Annotated in this window: 14 protein-coding genes; 7 read left to right on the top strand and 7 right to left on the bottom strand. The window is 65.1% G+C overall.

The genetic code is table 11. The annotated features are described in order from the left end of the window. Window positions 1-34 precede the first annotated feature (34 nt). Complete coding sequence (locus tag AruPA_RS09070) at window positions 35-949, top strand: restriction endonuclease (RefSeq protein ID WP_265636347.1); 915 nt, start codon at window positions 35-37, stop codon at window positions 947-949. Between the two features lie 79 nt (window positions 950-1,028). Here AruPA_RS09070 and AruPA_RS09065 read toward each other — a convergent pair whose 3' ends face one another. The 4 genes from AruPA_RS09065 to AruPA_RS09050 all read right to left on the bottom strand — a co-directional run bounded on the left by AruPA_RS09065 (window position 1,029) and on the right by AruPA_RS09050 (window position 6,853). After that, window positions 1,029-2,270 (bottom strand): outer membrane beta-barrel protein, encoded by a 1,242-nt coding sequence (locus tag AruPA_RS09065; protein ID WP_265636346.1) that lies wholly within the window; start codon window positions 2,268-2,270, stop codon window positions 1,029-1,031. A gap of 190 nt (window positions 2,271-2,460) precedes the next feature. Next, entirely contained in the window at window positions 2,461-5,226 is a 2,766-nt protein-coding gene (locus AruPA_RS09060) for an ATP-dependent DNA helicase (RefSeq protein ID WP_265636345.1), read from the bottom strand. A gap of 411 nt (window positions 5,227-5,637) precedes the next feature. Further along, entirely contained in the window at window positions 5,638-6,273 is a 636-nt protein-coding gene (locus AruPA_RS09055; protein ID WP_265636344.1) for a uracil-DNA glycosylase, read from the bottom strand. A 7-nt stretch (window positions 6,274-6,280) separates the two neighbouring features. Further along, entirely contained in the window at window positions 6,281-6,853 is a 573-nt protein-coding gene (locus tag AruPA_RS09050; protein WP_265636343.1) for an NYN domain-containing protein, read from the bottom strand. Between the two features lie 105 nt (window positions 6,854-6,958). Between AruPA_RS09050 and folK the strand changes: the two genes are divergently transcribed. From folK to AruPA_RS09020, 6 genes are all read left to right on the top strand, one after another. Next, window positions 6,959-7,459 (top strand): 2-amino-4-hydroxy-6-hydroxymethyldihydropteridine diphosphokinase, encoded by a 501-nt coding sequence (gene folK, locus AruPA_RS09045; RefSeq protein WP_265636342.1) that lies wholly within the window; start codon window positions 6,959-6,961, stop codon window positions 7,457-7,459. A gap of 111 nt (window positions 7,460-7,570) precedes the next feature. Next, window positions 7,571-7,981, top strand: coding sequence for a DNA-directed RNA polymerase subunit omega (gene rpoZ / locus AruPA_RS09040; protein ID WP_029311326.1), 411 nt, complete (start codon window positions 7,571-7,573; stop codon window positions 7,979-7,981). Window positions 7,982-8,018: 37 nt separating this feature from the next. Further along, complete coding sequence (locus tag AruPA_RS09035; protein ID WP_265636487.1) at window positions 8,019-10,271, top strand: bifunctional (p)ppGpp synthetase/guanosine-3',5'-bis(diphosphate) 3'-pyrophosphohydrolase; 2,253 nt, start codon at window positions 8,019-8,021, stop codon at window positions 10,269-10,271. An 85-nt stretch (window positions 10,272-10,356) separates the two neighbouring features. After that, window positions 10,357-10,761: a holo-ACP synthase gene (gene acpS, locus AruPA_RS09030; protein ID WP_029311324.1), complete on the top strand. Its 405-nt coding sequence runs from the start codon at window positions 10,357-10,359 to the stop codon at window positions 10,759-10,761. Window positions 10,762-10,765: 4 nt separating this feature from the next. Then, entirely contained in the window at window positions 10,766-11,857 is a 1,092-nt protein-coding gene (locus AruPA_RS09025; protein WP_265636341.1) for a class I SAM-dependent RNA methyltransferase, read from the top strand. Between the two features lie 367 nt (window positions 11,858-12,224). Further along, complete coding sequence (locus tag AruPA_RS09020) at window positions 12,225-13,799, top strand: 2-isopropylmalate synthase (RefSeq protein WP_265636340.1); 1,575 nt, start codon at window positions 12,225-12,227, stop codon at window positions 13,797-13,799. Here the strand turns inward: AruPA_RS09020 and AruPA_RS09015 are convergent. The 3 genes from AruPA_RS09015 to AruPA_RS09005 are packed head-to-tail and all read right to left on the bottom strand — an operon-like array spanning window position 13,788 to window position 17,439. Next, window positions 13,788-14,684 (bottom strand): alpha/beta fold hydrolase, encoded by an 897-nt coding sequence (locus AruPA_RS09015; protein ID WP_265636339.1) that lies wholly within the window; start codon window positions 14,682-14,684, stop codon window positions 13,788-13,790. The two genes, AruPA_RS09020 and AruPA_RS09015, sit on opposite strands and share 12 nt — an antisense overlap. After that, window positions 14,681-16,183 (bottom strand): glycosyltransferase family 39 protein, encoded by a 1,503-nt coding sequence (locus tag AruPA_RS09010; RefSeq protein WP_265636338.1) that lies wholly within the window; start codon window positions 16,181-16,183, stop codon window positions 14,681-14,683. Before AruPA_RS09010 ends, AruPA_RS09015 begins: the two co-directional genes overlap by 4 nt. After that, the gene (locus AruPA_RS09005; RefSeq protein WP_265636337.1) at window positions 16,180-17,439 is read right to left on the bottom strand and encodes an FAD-binding oxidoreductase; all 1,260 of its coding nucleotides are present in this window, start codon (window positions 17,437-17,439) and stop codon (window positions 16,180-16,182) included. Before AruPA_RS09005 ends, AruPA_RS09010 begins: the two co-directional genes overlap by 4 nt. Window positions 17,440-17,442: the final 3 nt, after the last annotated feature.

Genomic DNA, 17,442 nt, shown 5'->3' with positions numbered 1-17,442 from the left:
AGAACCAAAAAACTTTTATCCGGGTGGTGATTTGATGGCGATACCCGACTTCCAGACGTTGATGTTGCCCGTTTTGCAGCTTGCCTCGACCGGCGAACGGCGGATCGGCGACGTGGTCGATCATCTGGCCACCGCATTTTCGCTGACGGATGCAGAACGCGCACAATTGCTGCCCTCGGGACGTCAGGCGACGTTCGCCAACCGGGTGCATTGGGCGAAGGCATATCTGGCCAAGGCGGGACTGGTCGAGCTGACGCGGCGCGCCCATTTCAAGATCACGGACGCGGGCCGGGCTGTGTTGCGGCATCCGCCAGATCGGATCGACATCAGGTTTCTGGGCCGGTTTCCCGCATTTCAGACGTTTCGCGCAGCGTCGGAACCGGATGTGCAGGAACCGCTTCCGGTGACCGCGGCTGATCAGGCATTGACGCCGGACGAGATGATGCGTGCGGCCCATCGGCAACTCGAGGCGGCGCTTGCAACTGAACTTCTCGACAGGATCAGAACGGGCTCGCCCGGTTTCTTTGAGAAGCTGGTCGTGCGGTTGCTTCTGAGCATGGGATATGGCGGCGGCTCCGCGACCGATCTGGATCGTGCGCTGGTCGGTGGCAGTGGGGACGGTGGCATCGACGGCGTGATCGACCAGGATATTCTTGGGCTGGATCGGATTTATGTTCAGGCGAAACGCTATGCCGATGGCAATGTGGTTGGTTCGGGCGCCATTCGCGATTTCTACGGTAGCCTCGATATGCGCAAGGCTTCGAAAGGGGTGTTCGTCACCGCATCGGCTTTTTCGGCTCAGGCGACGGAAACGGCGGATCGTCTGGGCAAGCGGATTGTGTTGATCGACGGCGCACAATTGGCTCGGCTGATGATCCGCCACGATGTCGGCTGCCGGGTTGAGGAGACGCTCAGCGTGAAGCGGATCGACGAGGAATTCTTTGAATAGGTCCAGCGACCGGGGGCTGGGGCCAATGGCCCCAGCGAGGTCCAGGAGCGGCGCTCCTGGCCTTTCCCTATGAGACTGATCAGAAGAGCACGCCGGCTTCGACCAGGAAATCGGCCTGGTTGCGGCTGCCGCCGTCGTTGCCGTAGCCGCGCGATCCGTTGTTGCTGAACTTGGTCAGGTGCATCAGGCCGACATCGCCCCGCACGAACAGGTTCTTGCTCTGCCATGTGGGCGAGACCGAGAGGCCCACGCCCTGCGCGCCCTGGTTGATGAACCAATTATCAGAGCCGTTGCTGGTGAAATATTCGCCCCAGCCGGCCAGCGAATAGTCCGACTTGCCGAACTGGTAGTCGGCGAACACCGCCGCGCCGAAGTTGCTGGAGAATTTGTAAAGACCCTTACCGGGCAGATCGCCTGAAGCCCGCGCGAGAATCGCATCCGGCTTGGCGTAGACATATTGCACCTCGGGCACGAGGTTCAGATTGCCCACGGTGTAGCTGTAATAGGCGCCAAGCATGGTTGAATTGACGTAATATGGTCCGTATGCGCCGACGAAGGACTGGTTGTACGGCGTCGCCGCCGAGCCATAGATATGCGCGTTCGGCCCGGTGCGGCCCAGATTGGTGGCGCCGAACACGTTGAGCACGTTGTTGCTGTTGATTGTGTAGGTCGCGAGCGCCTGCACGAAATTCCACACGCCGGTATCGAACCCGTCGCCGTACTCGATGGTCGCGGCGACCGGGCCGACCGTGTAGGTGGCTTCGATGCCGCGGCTCTGCGAGTTTTCGACCGCGAAGATATCGGTGGTCAGCAGATTGGCGTTGTTCCAATCGATGCCTGACTCATAGCCTTCCTGCGAGCCGAGCTGCCCCGCCGAGATCGACAGGCTCTTGGTTGGGGCGAGGGTGAGGTAGCCGGCGTAGAGCGGGCCGGTCGAGAAGGTCTGGACCGAGGTGGAGGTCGGCCGGCCACCCAGAATCAGCGAGTTGGTGGCGCCGACCTCGATGGTGAATTGCACCAGCCCGCTGCTCTTCTGGATCTGGACCAGCCCGTTGAGGAATTCGGCGCCGGTTGCCTTGTCGGTGCCGAGCAGGCCGTAATTCGCGGAATTGCCGGTGCCCGACAGGCCATAGAGATACCCATCCGCCCCGCCGGTCAGCGCGAGGGGGCCGAGGGGGCCGCCGTCGATGTTGATCGCGGTCGGGCCGTTGAACGCCTGGGCGGATTGCAGCGCCAGCAATGATGCTGCCGCGCCGAAGCCGAGGCCCAGCCACGCGGCACGTTTCGACTTTCGCGGCCCAGTTGTGATTTCAGCAAACATAGTAGCTCCTATTTGATCTTTTATTGCGCCAGACGCCTAAATTTTCATCACGGAACGATGAAACCCTGTCGAAGTGTCGCGACGTTCCGACATGTCGCCGTCGCATCTCAGCAAACTATATGCCAAAAGCGACATGTGCAGCCGCAGCATGGCGTAAAATGAGCAATTGACGCGGGCTGTTGCAGTTTTGCTACAAATTCGGGGGCGCGAAGAACGCCGCGACCGAGGCCACCGTTTCGGCGAGGCCGATCCTCTGCACGATCACGTCCGGCGGAAAGGCGGATTCCAGGCGGGAGGGGAACGCCCGGTCGAGCAGGACGAACACGCCGCGGTCGCTCGCGCGGCGGATCAGGCGGCCGAAGCCCTGGCGCAGGCGGAGGCGGACGATGGCATCGTCATAGGCTTTGGCATCGCCATCCGCGAGATGGGCGCGGCGCACCCGGTGCAGGATGTCCGGCCGTGGCCAGGGTGTGCGCTCGAACACCACGAGGCGCAGGGCGTTGCCGGGGACATCGACGCCATCGCGCATCGCATCGGTGCCCAGCAGGCAGGCATTCTGTTCGGCGCGGAACACATCGACCAGGGTGGCATTGTTCATCACGTCGACGTGCTGCGCATAGAGCGGAATGTTTTCCGCCTCCAGCGCCGGCGCGATGCGCGACTGGACGGCGCGCAGGCGCGCGATCGCGGTGAACAGCCCCAGCGCGCCGCCGCCCGATGCCAGGAACAGGGCGCGGAAGGCGGCGGCGAGACCGTCGATATTGTCGCGCGGGGCGTCGCGCACCACGAAGATCCGAGTCTGTGCTGCATAGTCGAACGGCGAGGCGAAGCCGGCGCGGATCGCGGGGGTTGGCAGATACCGCGCGCCGCTGCGCGCTTCGGCGCCGCGCCAGCCGGACTCGGGATCGGCCGGGCCGGCATGGTCGCGCAGGGTGGCGGAGGTGATCAGCAGGCCATGGGACGGGGCGGCGACGATTTCGGCGAAGGCTTCGGTGGGATCGAGCAGATGCGAGAGTAGCGCCGCATCGCGCCCGAGGCGGATGAACAGGACGCTGCGCGGCCGCTCGCCCGCCGCCGGGGGCGCCGCGCTGGCCGCCGCCAGCATGCGCCGCCAGGCGGCCAGTTGATCGAGCGCGCGCCGGCGCAGGCTGCGCGCCATCGCCTCGATCCGCTGGCGGTCGCGCTCTTCGATGGTGGCGGCTTCCTCGTCGAGACGGGTGAGCAGGCGCTCGCGGATTGCCTTGAGCGGGGTTTCGAGGCGGGTGAGGGCGCGTTCCAGCGCGGCCGCCGCTTCGGCGAGGGCGGGTTCGACCGGGTGGAGATCGACCTCGAAATCGAGGTTCGATTCGCGATCGGCGGGTTTCGCGCGCGCGCGCGCCTGGGTGACCAGCGCGGCGAGAAACGCCTCCGCCGTGCCGGTGCCGATACTGTCGAGTTCGACACCGCCGGCCGCGCCGAGGCGGGCGAAAAACGCCGATCCGGGCAGTACGCGCGCCGCGATGAGCGCGGCTTCGAGCGGTGCGGCCAGGGTTTCATCGGCCTCGACCAGGTCGGCGATCCGCAGGGCGATGCCGCGCGCGCGCGAGCGGCCGCCCTCGGCGCCGAGCAGCCAGCGCCGCAACTCCGCCATCGCGATGCCGGACAATTCGGCCGAAAACGCTGAATCGGCGGCATCGAACAGATGATGCCCTTCATCGAACACGTAGCGGGTCGGTACGTTGTTGTCGTCGAGCCCGCCCCACACCGCCTGCGCCATGACGAGCGCGTGGTTCGCGATCACCAGATCGGCCCCGCGCGCCCGGCGGATGATGTGTTCGATCGTACAGCGCTTGAAATGCGGGCAGGCGCCGTGAATGCATTCGCCGCGCCGGTCGGCGATCTGGGGCAGGAGGGTGGTGCCGAACAATTCGGCGAACCAGCCCGGCAGGTCGCCGCCCGCCACATCGTGATCGCTCGAAACCAGCGCCCAGCGGGCGATCAGGCCGAGGGCCACGAGATTCGCCCCGACGTTGTTCACCGCCTCCTCGTAATTGAGCAGGCAAAGGTAATTCTCGCGCCCCTTGCGCAGGACCACCCGGTTGCGCCGCCTGGCCGGGTCCGGCTCCAAGCGCGCCAGTTCCTGCTCGATCTGGCGTTGCAGATGGCGCGTGTAGGTCGAAATCCAGACCGGACCCTGGTTGCGCTCGGCCCAGAGCGAGGCCGGCGCGAGGTAGCCGAGAGTCTTGCCGGTGCCGGTGCCCGCCTCGGCCAGCACGCAATGCGGCGCACCCTCGATTGCGGCCGGGGCGAACGCGGCGGTCGCGGCGGAGGCATAATCCGATTGCGCCGGGCGCGGCTCCGCCTGATCGCCGAGGAGGTCGGCCAGCCGGGCGCGGGCCGCATCCGGCGCTACCGCGAAGGAGGATGGCGGGGGGCGCGGGGCCTCGTCATCCCACTCCGGCAGGATCGACCACAGGCGCAACGGCGCCCGGTCGGGCCGGGCCGCCGCATCGTCGAGCGCCGCGGCCACCGCTTTGGCCCAGGGCCAGCCGGCACCGCCCATCAGCGCCGCAAGCCCGGCGGCGTGGCGGTTCATGCGGAGCGTTTTGGCCTGGGAGAGCCTGGTCAGTAAGGCACGCGCGAAATCGGGCAGCATCGCCGCCGCCGCCTCGATGGTTGCGGGCGGCTCCATGTCGAGCGCGCGCGCGAGGGCCGCAGGCGTCGGCGCCAAGGGCTGCGCCGGCATCACAAAGGCGAATAATTCGAGCAGGTCCAAAGTTCGCAGCGTGGTGCCGAGCCGCTTGAGCGTGGCGGGCGCATGGATCACGATGGGCGGCGGCAAGCCCCGCAACGCAGCGCGCGCCGCCTCGACCCCGAGCGTCAGCAACTCGCCCTCGACCGTCAGAATGGCCGCACGGCCATGCGCCGTCACCAGCGATGGCGCGTCAGGCAGCAACAATCGCGGCAGGGCGTTCATACCCCCGGGTTTAGCGGCCCCGAGCCATAATACCAACCGGTGAGGGGCGACGCGGGGAAGCAAGCAAGGCGGGGGGCTTTGCCCCCTCGACCCCCACTAAGGGCATCTCGGCGCTTACGCGGCCTTCGGCCACGGTCGCCTCGATCCCTTAGAACCCGCTAGTTTTAGGCAAGGGGAGGGCGACACGGGCCAGATCGATGGCGCCACCGAGGCAGCGCCCTCCCCTTGCCTAAAACTGATGGATTTTAAAGGCTCCGCCTTTAACGGGGTCCAGGGGCGGAGGAGCCGAAGGTTCCAGCGATGCTCTTCATCGCTGGAATGGCTCCGGAGGGAGAGCCCCTGGCCTTGCTTGCTTCCCTGCATCACCGCTCACGGGTTGGCGTAAGCCCGGTTCTGATTAGGGCGTGGGGGTCAGGGGTGCAGTGTGGCGATGATGGCTTCGAACATGGGTGTGGTCAGTCTGCCGGTGTTGGTGTTCAGCCGTGAGACGTGGAAGCTGTCGGTCAGGGTGATGCCGTTTGGCAGGGTTGTCGTGGTGCCGTGGGCGAATTTCGCGAATCCTGGTTTGAGGCCGAAGGCGCGCAGGCTGGCCTGGTGTGCGATGCCGCCGAGGGCGAGGATGGCGCGCAGGTTGGGCATCCGGCTGATTTCGGCGCGGAGGAATTGGTTGCAGGTGGCGATTTCGGCGGGCAGCGGCTTGTTTTCCGGTGGCACGCAGCGGACCGCGTTGATGATGCGGCAGTCGTGCAGGGTTAATCCGTCATCGGGCCGCTCGTGATACTGGCCGGTGGCGAAGCGGTATTTCAGGAGGGATTGGTAGAGGAGTTTGCCGGCGAAATCGCCGGTGAAGGGCCGGCCGGTGCGGTTGGCGCCGCGCAGGCCGGGTGCGAGGCCGACGATGAGCAGGTGTGCATCCGTCGGGCCGAAGCATGGCACCGGGGCATTGTGCCAATCGGGGAATTTTTGGCGGTTTTCCGCGCGAAACGCGGCGAGGCGGGGGCAGAGCGGACAGTTTTTTGCCGGCTCGGTCCCGATTGTATCCGGCATGGTCGGGTTATTCGGCGTCGACCTCGGCGCGTTGCGGGCGCTGGCGCGGTTCGGTCTGGCGGCGGGTGAAATCGGCGGCGATATCCGACAATTCGACGAATTGATCGGCCTGGCGGCGCAGTTCATCGGCGATCATCGGCGGGGCGGTCTTGATGGTGGAGACCACCGAGACCCGGACGCCGCGCCGTTGCACGGCTTCGACCAGCCGGCGGAAGTCCGAATCGCCGGAAAACAGGATCGCGTGGTCGATGTGCGGCGCCATTTCGAGCATGTCGATCGCGAGTTCGATATCCATATTGCCTTTGACCCGGCGGCGGCCGGCACCATCGGTGAATTCCTTGGCGGGCTTGGTGACGAGCGTGTAGCCGTTGTAGGCCAGCCAATCGGTGAGCGGCTTGAGGGGCGAGTATTCTTCAGTATCGAGCAGTGCCGAATAGTAATACGCGCGGATCAGGTTGACGCTACCGAAAAAATCGAGAAGGCGGCGGTAATCGACGTCAAATCCCACAGCGCGAGAGGCGGCGTAAAGATTAGCGCCATCGATAAATAGCGCGGTCTTTTCGTGAGGGAGTAAACGCATGGGCGGAACCTTCCGAATCGCAAGAAATTTAAATATTCAAGTTGAATATCGATAACGCAGTTATTCGTTTACGCGAAACTATCTCGAACGTATAGGGTTGAATTGATGCTGTTGATCGCCATAGGCGCAAACCTGCCGGGCGCTGCGGGTGTATCGCCGCGCGTGACCTGCGACCTGGCCGTGCGGGCGCTGCGAAACCTTCCGGGCATTCGGTTCACCAAAGTCTCGCGGTGGTACCGCAGCGTGCCGGTGCCGCGCGATGACGCGCAACCCGATTACTGCAACGGTGTCGCCCGGTTCGAGGGTGAGGCCGAGCCCGGCGGGCTGCTGGCGGCGCTGCATGCGATCGAGGCGACGTTCGGCCGCACGCGCGGGGTTGCCAATGCGGCGCGGACGCTTGATCTCGATCTGATCGACTGCAATGGCAGGGTATGCACCGATGCGTCCCTGGTGTTGCCGCACCCGCGCGCTCACCTGCGGGCTTTCGTGTTGCAGCCCATTCTTGATATCGCGCCCGATTGGGTGCATCCTGTCTCAGGAATGACCGCTGCGGCGCTGCTGGAGGCGCTGCCCGGGTCCGCCACGGTACCCATGACGCCGTGGTGAGCGCTGTCGCGCGTTTGGTTCGGTTGCGCTGCGGTGTGCCGTCTGCTAGCTGTTCAGATTGAAGTTCTGGGTTATGCGCCGCTGAGCGCATGATAAATGGAGTGGGTTGTCATGGCACGCGTTACCGTTGAAGATTGCATCGAACAGATCCCCAACCGGTTCGAGCTGGTTTTGCTGGCCGCCCAGCGGGCCCGTAACCTGGCGCGGGGCGCCGCCATTACGATCGATCGTGACAACGACAAGAACCCCGTGGTCGCGCTGCGCGAGATTGCCGATGTCTCGGTCGATTTCGGCGGGCTGGAGCAGGATCTGATCAAGTCGCTCTCGCGCGTGCCCGATCCGGAGCCGATCGACGAGGAAGTGCAGGATCTGATTCCGACCGATCAGAATATTTTCGGTCTGCAGGATGTTTCCGCCGAGGAAGAAGCGGCGGCGCTGGCTGCCGAGTCCGAGGAAATGACCTCCGAGGATATTGCGGCCGCCATCGAGGCGGAGCTTGGCGGCGGGCGTCCGCGCCGCTGATCCGAGCCGGAACGCAATGGTCGTGCGGCGCGCCGGGATGGGATTGAACCAGCCCGCCGCCGCGCCGGACGGTGTGGCCGCCGGGAGCGGCGTGTTCAACGAAGCGATCCTGCCGCTGCTGAGCCGCATTGGCGGCTATGATTCCAAGATCGACCCCGGCCTGATCGATCAGGCCTATACGATCGCGGCGGAGGCGCACGCCGCGCAGACCCGCGAAAACGGCGATCCTTACATTACCCATCCGCTTGCGGTTGCCGATATTCTCGCGGGCTACCGGCTCGATGGTGACAGCATCATCACCGCGCTGCTGCATGATGTGATCGAGGATACCAAGGTTACGCTGCCCGCGCTGCAATCGCGCTTCGGCGCGGAGGTGGCCGGGCTGGTCGATGGGGTGACCAAGCTGACCCGCCTCGAGCTGCAATCGGATCGCACGAAGCAGGCGGAAAACTTCCGCAAGCTGGTGCTCGCGATGAGCAAGGACATCAGGGTCCTGCTCGTGAAGCTGGCCGATCGGCTGCATAATATGCGCACGATCCATTTCATGCGCGAGCCCGAACGCCGGGCGCGGATTGCGCGCGAGACCATGGAGATCTATGCGCCGCTCGCCGAGCGCATCGGCATGGACCGGGTGAAGACCGAACTTCAGAACCTGTCGTTCGCCGTGCTCGACCCGGAGGCCTATGATTCGATCCAGGCGCGGATGAACTTTCTCCGCGGCCAGGGTGCCGACGTGATCGATGAGGTGCGCGCCGAATTGCTGCGGATTTTCGCGGTGGCCGGTGTCGAGGTGATCGATATTTCCGGCCGGGAGAAATCGATCTTTTCGATCTGGGAAAAGATGCAGCGGCGCAATGTGGCGTTCGAGCAGTTATCCGACATCATGGCGTTCCGCATCCTGGTGCCGACGCGCGAGCAATGTTATGTGGCGCTCGGTGCGATCCATGCGGCGTTTCCGGTGATTGCGGGCCGGTTCAAGGATTATATCTCGACGCCCAAGGCCAACCATTACCAGTCGCTGCATACCGGCGTCACCCTGCGCCACCCGCGCAATCAGAAGATCGAATTGCAGATCCGCACGCCGGAGATGCATGCCGTCGCGGAAAACGGGGTTGCCGCGCATTGGGTCTACAAGCAGGCGGACGCATCGCCCGCCGATGTCAAGCAATTCCGCTGGGTGCAGGATCTGCTCGAAATTCTGGAGAACTCGACGGCGCCTGACGAGTTTCTGGAAAACACCAAGCTCGAACTCTATCAGGACCAGGTTTTCTGCTTCACGCCGAAGGGGCAGCTGATCCAGTTGCCGCGGGGGGCCACGGCGGTCGATTTCGCTTATGCGGTTCACTCGCAGATCGGCGATACCTGCGTCGGCGCGCGGATCAACGGCCGGCTGATGCCGCTGCGCTACGAGCTGCAAAACGGCGATCAGGTCGAGATTCTGACCGCGCGCGGCGGCACGCCTTCGCCATCGTGGGAGCGGTTCGTCGTCACCGGCAAGGCGCGGGCGCGCATTCGCCGTTTTCTGGCCAGCCAGGTGCGGGACCAGAATCGCGACCAGGGCAAGGCGGCGCTGGCCAAGGCGTTCCGCCAGGACGGGGTGGACGGTTCGGAAAAAGTGCTGGAAGGCGCGCTGAAGGCGCTGAAACAACCCAGTCTCGATGACCTTTATGTCGCGGTCGGCACCGGTAATCTGGGTGCGAAGGACGTGGTGCAGGCGGTCTACCCGGAACTGCGCGAAACCCGGCCTTCGCGCATCATCCCCGGGATGCTCGCGCGGCCGGCCCGCCCGCCGGCGCGTTCCAGCGATCTGCCGTTGACCGGCTTGATCTCGGGCATGGAGGTTCACTACGCGGGCTGCTGCCACCCGCTGCCGGGGGACAAGATTGTCGGGATCATCGCGACCGGCAAGGGTGTGACCATTCATACCCGCGATTGCATGACGCTCGAGACCTTTGCCAATACGCCGGAACGGTTCATCGACGTCGATTGGGATTATGCGCAGCTCGGCCAGGCGAGGGACGGCGGCAAGGACGGCGCGGGCCGGGATCGGCCGTTTACCGGGCGCATCAGCGTGATTGCGGCCAATGCGGCCAATGCGGTCGCCAACCTCGCCAATGCCGTCTCCAAGCAGGACGGCGCCATTGCCAATTTGAAGATCGTGCATCGCCAGCAGGATTTTTTCGAATGCCTCATGGATGTCGAAGTGCGCGATCTGCGGCATTTGTCGCAGGTGATCGCCGGGTTGCGGGCGGCGGGCGGGGTGGCGCAGGTGGATCGGGCGCGGACGTGAAGGGACGGCAGGAAGACATCTTTTTTGTAAAAAAGACGCCAAAAACTTTTGTTTGTTTGGCGTCGGGCTTTGCGGCGTTGTTGCCATGATTGTCGGCATTGGTTCCGACCTTTGTGATATCCGGCGGATCGAGGAGACGCTGGCCCGCTTCGGCGATCGGTTCACCGGCCGTATCTTCACCGCAATCGAGCAGCGCCGTGCCGAGCGCCGGCCGCATCAGCGCGCATCGAGCTATGCCAAGCGGTTTGCCGCCAAGGAAGCCTGCGCGAAGGCGCTTGGCACCGGGTTTCGGCGCGGCGTGTTTTTCTCCGACCTCGGCGTGATCAATCTGCCGTCCGGCCAACCCACCATGGCGCTGACCGGCGGGGCTGCGGTGCAGCTGGCGCGCTTGATTTTGCCCGGAAAGACGCCGTTTATCCATGTGTCGCTGACCGATGAGTATCCCTACGCCTATGCGCATGTGATCATCGAGGCACGGGAAGGTACCTGAATCCATGATCGAGTTTGAAACGGTGCCGGCGGTTTGCCGGCATTTCGACGTTTGTGGCGGTTGTACCGAGCAGGACGTGCCAGCCCCGCGCTACGCCGAGGCGAAGCTTGCGACGCTGGCCGAGGCGCTGGCTCAGGCCGGCTATTCCGATGCGCCGATCGCACCGCTCCTGCTCATCCCGATGGGTACGCGCCGGCGCGTCGATTTCGCGGCCATGCGGGTGGGCGGGGCGGTTCGCCTCGGGTTTCACGCGGCCCGCTCGCGCGATGTGGTCGATATCACCGAATGTCCGCTGGCCCGGGCGGATATTGCGGCGCTGATCGGCCCGCTGCGCGACTTGCTGGGCAGGCTTGCGGGGTTTCGCAAGACCGGCAGTGTGTTGATCAACGCGATCGATACCGGGCTCGATGTGTCGGTGGTGGTCGATGGCGAGGCGACGGCGGCGGATCGCTCGTGGCTGGTGGCATTCGCGCGCACGCATGGCCTGCCGCGCATCAGCCTGGGCGATGAGCCCGTGCTGGTTGCGCGTGCGATCACGCTCGATCTCGGCGGGTTGACCGTGGCGCCGCCGCCGGGGGCGTTTCTGCAACCGACCAGCGAGGGCGAGGCTGCGATCCGCGCCGCCGTGATTGCGGGTCTGCCCGGCCGGTTGACCCGTAAATCCCGCATAGTGGAACTTTATGCCGGGATCGGGACGCTGACCGGTGCGCTTGCGGCGCATGCGCGGGTTCATGCGGTGGAGGGCAGCAAGCCGGCGTGCGCGGCGCTTGAAGCGGGGGCGCGCATTGCCGGGTTGAGCGGTAAAATTACGGTCGAGACCCGCGATCTGGCGCGGCGGCCGGTGACGGCCAGGGAACTCGCCGGCGCGGCCGCGATTGTGCTCGACCCGCCGTTCGATGGCGCGGGGCCGCAGATGCGGGCGATCATCGAAGCCAAAGTGCCGCGGATCATCTATGTCAGTTGCAATCCCGAAGCGCTGGCGCGCGAGGCGAAATGGCTGCGCCAGGCGGGCTATGGGGTGGTGGCGGCCAGCCCGATCGATCAGTTTGCGGGATCGGTGCATCTGGAGGCGGTGGTGGTGTTTGCGCTGGTGTGAGGAAGAGTCTTCTTTTTTGTGAACAAAAAAGAAGCAAAAAAAACTTTGTTGATCTGGGCCCGTGCCGGCTGAAACGCCCTTGCCCCAGAGTAAAGAAGTTTTTTGCTTCTTTTTTTCAAAAAAGAAGGACTTCCTTCCTACTCCCCAACCCCCAGGTTGCACCCGCCCGGTAACGGTGTTATCGCTGGATCATGAGCGAAACGGTCTTCCGTTCCGAGATTTGCATCCGCCACGCCGCCTTGTCGCTGCGTGCCGCGCTCGCGCTTCGACTTATTCACCCCTGGGCGTAACGCCGGGCGGTATGCCGGCGCGCACAGGGGAGCCAGAGTTCGAGCGTCTGAAATCCTGAACCGAAGCGAGACCTGCCATGAGCATCAACCATCCTAATTTCGGCATGATTGCCGAAGATCGCGTGATCATATTCGACACGACTTTGCGTGACGGCGAGCAATCGCCGGGTTTTTCGATGAATCTCGACGAGAAGCTGCGCATGGCCGAAGCTTTGGCGGAGCTTGGGGTCGATGTGATCGAAGCCGGGTTTCCGATTGCGAGCACCGGCGATTTCGAGAGTGTCCAGCGCATTGCGCAGAGCATTCGTGGCCCGGTGATTACCGGCCTCGCGCGTTCGGGGCGGGATGACATTCTGCGCGCGGCCGAGGCCGTGAAGCCGGCGGAGCGCAAGCGCATCCATACCTTCATTTCCACCTCGCCGCTGCACATGAAGTACAAGCTGCGGATGGAGCCGGACGCCGTGCTCGAAGCGGTCGGCCGATCGGTTGCGCTGGCGCGGGACTTTACCGATGATGTGGAATGGTCGGCCGAGGATGGCAGCCGCACCGAGCCCGATTTTCTGTGCCGCTGTGTGGAGGCGGCGATCAAGGCCGGGGCAACCACCATCAATATTCCCGACACGGTCGGGTATTCGGTGCCCGAGGATATCGCGCGGATTTTCACCATGCTGCGCACGCGCGTGCCGGGGGCGGATGGTGTGATTTTTTCGACGCATAATCATAACGATCTTGGTCTTGCCGTTGCGAACACGCTGGCGGCGGTGGGTGCCGGTGCGCGGCAGATCGAATGCACGATCAACGGGATTGGCGAGCGGGCGGGCAATGCCGCGCTCGAGGAAGTGGTGATGGCGATCCGCACGCGGCATGACGCCGTGCCGTTCAGCAACAATATCGACAGCACCCGGATTCTGCGGACGTCCAAACTGCTCGCGGCGATTACCGGGTTCGATGTGCAGCCGAACAAGGCGATCGTCGGGCGCAACGCTTTTGCGCATGAGAGCGGCATTCATCAGGATGGCGTGCTGAAGAACGCCGCGACGTATGAGATCATGACGCCGGAATCGGTGGGTTGGCAGAAAACCAGCCTGGTGCTCGGCAAACACTCGGGCCGGGCGGCGTTCCGCGACAAGCTGCGCAGCCTTGGGTATGGCGAAGTCGGTGACAATGCGCTGAACGATGCGTTCCGGCGCTTCAAGGATCTCGCTGATCGCAAGAAACTGGTGTACGACGAGGATATCACGGCGCTGTTCGATGAGACCGTGGTGCGCGAGCACAGCCGGATCAAATTCATTTCGTTGCAGGTGTGGTCGGGCTCGAAGGCCCAGCCGCGCGCGGTGCTTGAACTCGAGGTCGATGGCGTGCTGCATGAACAGGAATCGGTGGGGGATGGGCCGGTCGATGCCACGTTCAACGCGATCCGCGCGATTGCGCCGCACGAGGCGGAGTTGCGCCTGTTCACGGTGGGCGCGGTGACCGAGGGTACCGATGCGCAGGCGCGCTGCGGTGTGCGGCTCGAAGAGGCGGGCAAGCTGGTTGATGGGCAGGGTGCGGATACCGACACGATCGTGGCGGCCGCGCGCGCCTATATCCATGCGTTGAACAAACTCATGGTCAAGCGCGCCCGGACCGAGCCCGCCGCGCTATCCGCCTGAGAGAAACGCGCTCAGCGCGGCCAATGTTTCCGCCGGCGCTTCTTCGGCGAGGTAGTGTCCGGCGGGCAGTGCCGCGCCGCTGAGGGGGCCGGCGCAGTAGTCGCGCCAGATCGTCAGCGGCTCGTACAGGGTACCGACCAGTCCGTGCGCGCCCCAGAGAACCAGGGTGGGGCAGGCGATTTTCAAACCATGCGCGCGGCTCGCGCGGTCGTGTTCGAGATCGATGGTGGCGGCGGCGCGGTAATCCTCGCAGATCGCCACCACGGTTGCCGGGTTGGCGATGCAGCGCTGGTAATCGGCCATGGCGGGTGCGGCGAACACCGACCCTGCCGTCTTGTGCCGGGCGCTTTGGGCGAGGAGCCAGGCACCGGCATCGAGGTTGATCAGCGTCTCGGGGAACGGATGGGGCTGGGCGAGAAAGAACCAGTGATAATACCCCATCGCGAATCGCATGTCGGTGCGCTCGAAATGTTCGATGGTCGGAATGATGTCGAGCATGGCGAGTTGCCGGACGCGGGAGGGGTGGTCGAGCGCGAGCCGGTGTGCGACGCGTGCGCCGCGATCGTGCCCGACCAGCGCGAAATCGCCGATCGCCAGATGATCGAGCAGGGCGATGATATCGCCGGCCATCGCCCGTTTCGCGTAGGGCGCGTGATCGGTGCTGGCGGGTGGCTTGAAGGTTTCGCCGTAGCCGGTGATGTCCGGGCAGATCACGGTGAAGTGCTGGGCGAGGGCCGGGGCGATCTTGTGCCAGATATAATGGGTCTGCGGCATGCCGTGCAGCATGACCAGCGCCGGGCCGCTGCCGTGGGTGCGCAGGCGGAAGGTTCGGCCATCATCGAGCGTGACGTGGCGGCGGGTGAAGGCCTCGAACGGATCGGTCATTGCGGCTCCTGGCAGTGATTGTCGAACACGATGACATCGGCCGGTGAGCGCTGCAACGTGCGGCAGGGGTCGGCGGAGAATAACGCGACCAATTGTGGGATGAGGGTGCGGCTGGCGGTATCGACCTGGATATTGGCGATGACGATGCGATGGAAACGCGCGGTGGCGGCGGGCAGGGCAGGGGTTGCCGCGCGCACGATCTGCACCAGGAGGTGCGACGGGGCAGCGGCGATGAACGGGCCGGGAATGCCGACCCCGTCGTTGCCGAACGGCACCAGGACCAGCGCATCGGCACCCGCGAGCGCCGCGGCGGTGCGTGCGGTGCGCCTGGCCGGCTGCATGGTCTGCGGCGCGATCGCGAGGCCTGCGATCGCGGCGGCCTGGACCGTGATCAACAGCGCGGCGAGCCGGGGCCGGTTGTGCACGGCCGCCGCCAGGGCGAGGCCGATATACGGCAGGCCGAGCCAGACGTAGCGCACCTCGATCGGCGTGTTATCGAAGGCGGCGCCGAGTGCGAGGAGACCCAGAGGCGGCGCCAGGATCAGGCTGCCCACCAGGCCACGGTGGTGCGGTGCCAGGCGTGGCAGGCCATCGCGGATCACCAGCGCCGCGAGCAGCACGGCCAAGGCGCCGAGCGCCGCTGCGAGTGCGATCGAGACGGGTGGTGGTGCATAGCGTGGGAGCGCACCGAGGACGGCGCCTGCCTGATCGCGGCCGAGCTCGATCAGCGCGCGGAATGGTTTGAAGGCGTGGAACTGACCCTTGCGACTTTCGGCCTGCGCCAGAAAGAACCAGGCGCCGGCGGGGATGAGCGATGCGGCGCCGAGGGCGGGCAGCAGCGCCGTGAGGGGATGGCGCCGGTTGATGATGGCAAACCAGCCGAGCGCTGCGATCGTTGTGAAACTCGCGAGATAATTCGAGAAACAGGCGGCGCCGAGTGCGAAGCCGCCGAGCAGGGCGATCGGGCGATTTGGCGGTGCTGTGGCTTTCAGCAACAGCACGACCCCGGTGAGTGACAGCAGATCAGCCAGCGCGAAATTGCGTGCGACGACGCCGGTGTAGGCAAACCCGTAGCAAAGCACGGTCAGAACGATTGTGCGGGCGGGGGCGACGCCGAGGCGGCGCGCGATCCGCGCCAGAGTGGCCAGGGCCAGCAGCGTCAGGATGATTGATAACATACGAAGTCGGAACAGAGTCATCCCGACCAGGTCGCGCCAGACGGACAACAGCCAGAAGTAGAGCGGTGGATGGACGTCACCACGGCGCAGGGCGCGGACGATCTCGAGCAGGCCGGCGTGCCCGTGATATAATCCGCGCAGAGCCATCACGCGGACCGGTACGACCGGCCAGTGGGGCCTGGGATCGCCCGCGATCAGAAAGATGCTGTAATATTCGTCGTATTCGCCGCCACGGCACCAGGCGATGATCAGCAGAATGAGGGCGGCGCTGCCTAGTGCCGCGGCAATTCGTATCCGCGCGCGGGGCGACGTGGCGCTCACAGCATGTCGCGCAGGCGAAACCAGCTGGTGGCGAGCACCAGGCTCGGCATGCGCAGCATCGGGCCGCCGGGAAACCGCGCGTGGGGGATTTGGGCGAACAAATCGAACCGCTCGGCCTGGCCGGCCACGGCCTCGGCAAGCAGCTTGCCGGCCAGCCCGGTCAAGGCGACGCCATGGCCGGAAAATCCTTGCGCAAAGAGAGTGTTCCGGCCGAGCCGCCCGAAATGGGGCAGACGGTTGCGGGTGATGGCGACATTGCCGCCCCACACGTAATCGACCCGCGCATCGGCGAGTTGGGGAAATGCCCGTCTGGCGCGGCGCAGCATCGAGGCGGCGAGATTGGGTGGTGGCAGCGTCGAATACGATACGCGGCCGCCGAACAGCATCCGGTCGTCGGGGCTGCGGCGAAAATAATCGAGCACGAAATTCAGATCCGCCACCGCCTCGTTGTTCGGGATCAGCGACGTCACGTCCGGCCGGGATTCGGTGGCAATGATGTAGGTGCCGACCGGCATCACGTAGCCTGCAATCGGGCGCGAGAGCGTGCCGAGATAGGCATTGCCGCACAGGAGCAGGTAGTCGGCGGTGACCGCGCCCTGTGGCGTCGTCAGCGTCACGCGCCTGTCTTCGTGGATCTCGCTGACGCGGGTGCCGGTGAAGATTTGCGCGCCTGCGGCGATCGCCGCATGGCCGAGCCCGAGCGTGTAGTTCAGCGGATGGATATGTCCGGCGAGCGGGTCGTACAACGCGGCCTGGTAGCGCGGGCTGGCGAGCCGGGCCTGCAACGCTGACCCTTGCAGCAGGGTGAAACCGGTGGCACCGAGTTCGTGAAGTTCCTGCTGCCACTCTTGAAGTTCGCGCACCTGGCGTTGCTTGACGGCGGCGTGCAGATAGCCGCGTTGGGGATCGCAGGGGATGGCGAAGCGGTCGATCTGCGTGTGCAGCAGATCGACCGCCTCCACGCTCATGTCCCATAGAGATCGTGCGGCAGCCGCGCCCATCAGCCGGCGCACGATGGTCTGGCTGGCGGCGAAGCCGGGCAGCGCCTGGCCGCCGTTGCGCCCGGAGGCGCCGAATCCGATGTGCTGCGCTTCGAGCAGCGCGACGCGGTAGCCGCGTTCGGCGAGGTGGAGTGCCGCCGAGCATCCGGTCATGCCGGCACCGATGATCGCGACATCGCAGCTCAGATCGCCGGTGAGTGGTGCGGTCGTGGTTGGAAAGCGAGCCGTGGCCTCGTAGTAATTCGCCAGCGCCATGGT

Origin of the sequence: Acidiphilium sp. PA (genome assembly GCF_026191915.1) — a bacterium.
In the GTDB taxonomy this organism is placed as follows: domain Bacteria; phylum Pseudomonadota; class Alphaproteobacteria; order Acetobacterales; family Acetobacteraceae; genus Acidiphilium.
The sequence above is the reverse complement of the archived record's forward strand: the minus strand, read 5'-3'. Positions and strand labels throughout refer to the sequence as shown.

Coding starts and splice junctions, on each gene's coding strand:
- folK (WP_265636342.1), top strand. CDS start 6,959: ATGCTGTTGATCGCCATAGGCGCAAACCTGCCGGGCGCTGCGGGTGTA.
- rpoZ (WP_029311326.1), top strand. CDS start 7,571: ATGGCACGCGTTACCGTTGAAGATTGCATCGAACAGATCCCCAACCGG.
- AruPA_RS09015 (WP_265636339.1), bottom strand. CDS start 14,684: ATGACCGATCCGTTCGAGGCCTTCACCCGCCGCCACGTCACGCTCGAT.
- AruPA_RS09065 (WP_265636346.1), bottom strand. CDS start 2,270: ATGTTTGCTGAAATCACAACTGGGCCGCGAAAGTCGAAACGTGCCGCG.
- AruPA_RS09035 (WP_265636487.1), top strand. CDS start 8,019: ATGGGATTGAACCAGCCCGCCGCCGCGCCGGACGGTGTGGCCGCCGGG.
- AruPA_RS09055 (WP_265636344.1), bottom strand. CDS start 6,273: ATGCCGGATACAATCGGGACCGAGCCGGCAAAAAACTGTCCGCTCTGC.
- AruPA_RS09070 (WP_265636347.1), top strand. CDS start 35: ATGGCGATACCCGACTTCCAGACGTTGATGTTGCCCGTTTTGCAGCTT.
- AruPA_RS09050 (WP_265636343.1), bottom strand. CDS start 6,853: ATGCGTTTACTCCCTCACGAAAAGACCGCGCTATTTATCGATGGCGCT.
- AruPA_RS09005 (WP_265636337.1), bottom strand. CDS start 17,439: ATGGCGCTGGCGAATTACTACGAGGCCACGGCTCGCTTTCCAACCACG.
- acpS (WP_029311324.1), top strand. CDS start 10,357: ATGATTGTCGGCATTGGTTCCGACCTTTGTGATATCCGGCGGATCGAG.
- AruPA_RS09020 (WP_265636340.1), top strand. CDS start 12,225: ATGAGCATCAACCATCCTAATTTCGGCATGATTGCCGAAGATCGCGTG.
- AruPA_RS09060 (WP_265636345.1), bottom strand. CDS start 5,226: ATGAACGCCCTGCCGCGATTGTTGCTGCCTGACGCGCCATCGCTGGTG.
- AruPA_RS09025 (WP_265636341.1), top strand. CDS start 10,766: ATGATCGAGTTTGAAACGGTGCCGGCGGTTTGCCGGCATTTCGACGTT.